Source organism: Desulfovibrio sp. 1214_IL3152, from assembly GCF_036763055.1.
GTDB lineage: Bacteria > Desulfobacterota > Desulfovibrionia > Desulfovibrionales > Desulfovibrionaceae > Desulfovibrio.
In genome coordinates this window covers 1-2847 of sequence record NZ_JBAIYW010000511.1, presented here as the reverse complement: position 1 = coordinate 2847, position 2847 = coordinate 1, and the positions used below count along the sequence as shown (strand labels likewise).

Below are 2847 nucleotides of genomic sequence, written 5' to 3'. Positions count from 1 at the left end.
CCTGTGCGACGGGTCGGGCCGGGCGCGGATATGGGGCAGCTATCTGCACGGGCTTTTTGATGCCGATGACTTCAGACATGCCTTTTTGTCAGCACTCCGGCAGGACGCCGGCCTGCCGGCTCTTGCCGGAACGCCCTACAGCCTTGGGCCGGAACTGGATCGCCTGGCCGACACGGTGGAAAAGTCTCTCGACATGCAGGCCATTTACGGCCTGCTCGGCCTGTGTTAGGGTTTATTCCCAAGTAATCGCCTGCTGCAGAAAATTCCTTTCCTTCCGGCGCAGCGAGGGAAAACAGGTGGGCCGCCCCGCATACGGCCCGGCACACGTCGGACGTTATGACCCGCCCAACGGAACAGTATTTTTGCGCCTCAATGTTTACAGCCCCGGCCGTTCCGCTTCGCTCCGGAAATGTTTCCGTGCGCTGTATGCCGGAGCCGGCCTCTTGCCCCTCACCTCTTGAAACGCACTGCCGTTGCGCCCGCAGGCCAAGCTGCGGGAACGCCCGGATTCGGGAACACAAGGCATGAGTATAAGAGCGCTTATAAAAACCTCCAATATGGCGCAACTGTGCCTGGTCCTTTTGCTCAGCCTGTGCACGGGCTGGCTTGGCCACAGTCTGCATGAGATCAACGGCCTTCTGCGTAACTACCATCACCTTGAAAGCCTGCTGGCGGAAATAGGCGGTGTTTCGCGCGAGAATTACCGCGCGGCCCTTGACTACATCAGCACCGGCGACACTTTTCACCTTGAGCGCTGGCGGCATCTGCTGCGGATCGAGCGGGGCGAGACGCCGCGCCCGTCATCGGCCCAGATCGCGCCCGGTGAGCGCCGCTCGCTGTTTTCGCTCATTGACGGTCTGGGGGTGACCGGCAATGTGCAGGTTCAGGTACAGTCCATTCTGGCCCAGCTTGTTCTGCTCGAATCCATGACGGAAACCGCAATGCGCAGCGCCCTGAAAAGCGGGCCGGAAGCCACTCCGGTTCAGGCCCGGCAAGACAGGCAGGCTGCGCTGCTTTGGGTGCAGAGCAACGGTCTTGCCCGCATCCCGGACTCCATAGCCGAAGCTGCCCGCCAGTTGGGGGACAGGCAGCGTGCCGAATTTCTGGCCCACCTTGGCGAGCGTGAGGCCCCGTTGCGCTGGACGCTTGTGGCCGTCCTGGCGGGTCTGACGCTGCTTGGAAGCAGCGTGTTGGGCAATGCCTACATTTTTCAGACCCGCATCGCCGACCCTCTGGACCGCGTAAGCAGATATGCCGAAAGTGTGGCCGCAGGGCTGGCCCCCGTGCCGTTGCGCCTGCGGCACCGGGATGAGCTGGCGGTCATGTTTGCCTCTTTGCAGCGCATGAAGGGAACGCTCTATTCGCGCATCCGTGAACTCAGGGAAGCGGAACAGCGCGCGCGCAGAAGCCGCCAGCAGGCGGTGATGGCCCGTTCACAGGCGTTGACCTCGCTGGAGCTGGCCCAGAGGGCCTCGCATGTGCAGGATGATTTTCTGCGCCGCATCAGCCATGAGATACGCACGCCGCTCAACGCCATCATCGGCATGAGTTATCTCAGCCTGCAAACGGAACTCAACGTGGTGCAGCGGGACTATCTGGCGCAGATCAACAAGTCCGGCGGCGTGCTGCTGGACATGGTAAACCGCATCCTGGATTTTTCCAGCGCCAGCGAGGGTTCCATCCGCATGGAACGCAAGGTCTTTGCCGTGGCGGACCTTCTGGAACTGTTGCGCCAGAGCGTGGCGGGGCTGGCTCTTGAAAAACACCTGCGTCTCAATTTTGTGCTGGACCCCTCCATTCCCGCCGTTGTGGCGGGGGATGAGCGTCATCTGGAAGAAGTGTTACGCATTCTGCTGGACAATGCGGTCAAATATACCGTCAGCGGCAGTGTGGATTTCCGCATCCTGCCATCGGGCGAGCCGCCTACGCGCAAGGGGGCCATACGGCTGCTCTTTGTGGTCTCGGATACCGGACCCGGTCTGGGCGAGGAGCAATGGAAAAAATTTTTCGAGCCGTTTACCCTTGGCGACGAATCCATGACGCGTTCTTTCAGCGGCCTTGGGCTGGGGCTTGCCCTGGCGCGGCAGTTGGTCAGCCTTATGGGCGGCGAGCTTACAGTGAGCAGCGTGCCGAGGCAGGGCAGCCGTTTTTCTTTTTCTGTGGATATGGAGCTGCCGGAGTCTGCGGACGGGCATAACGGCGTGGAACTGGCGGAAGACCTGTCGTCGGGCGCGCCTGCTTTTTCCGGCCAAAGCAGTCAAAGCGGTCAGGGCGGTCAGGGCGGACAAAGAGATCAGTTCAGGCAATTCGGACAACCCGGACAGACCGGGGCATCCGTCAGCAACGGCGAGCGCATGCCGCCCGCGTCTTTTGCCGTGCTGGTGGTGGAAGACAACGACATCAACGCGCAGATTGCGCGTGAGTTGCTGGAACACGCCGGGCTTGAGGTCATTTTGGCCGCCAATGGGCAGGAGGCGCTGCATCTGCTGGAAGATCCCGCGCATCCGCCCCTGGGCCTCGTGCTTATGGATGTGCAGATGCCGGTGATGGACGGCCTTGAGGCCACGCGACGCATCCGGGGCATGGGCTTCAGCCCCGAGGAACTGCCGGTGATTGCCATGACTGCCCATACAGACATGGCCTCGCGTATGGAAGGCAAGGATGTGGGCATGAATGATTATCTTACCAAGCCCGTAAATCCTGAAACGCTCTATGACACGCTGGAAAAATGGCTGGTCGGCGGCCTTGGGCGCAATCCCGCCAGGCAGGCTCATGAGGAAGGCGGCGCCACGGCAATGCCCCAAAAGGGCAACGAAGGCCCGCACATGCCTGTGGACACAGGCGCCG

At 61.6% G+C, this 2847-nt stretch carries 1 protein-coding gene and 1 pseudogene; both read left to right on the top strand.

Annotation, left to right across the window (positions count from 1 at the left end):
- A pseudogene (locus tag V6C07_RS10930) lies at positions 1 to 229 on the top strand (cobyric acid synthase); the annotation flags it as partial.
- A 295-nt stretch (positions 230 to 524) separates the two neighbouring features.
- On the top strand, positions 525 to 2847 hold a 2323-nt coding region (locus tag V6C07_RS10925; protein ID WP_333536511.1), incomplete at its 3' end, for a response regulator.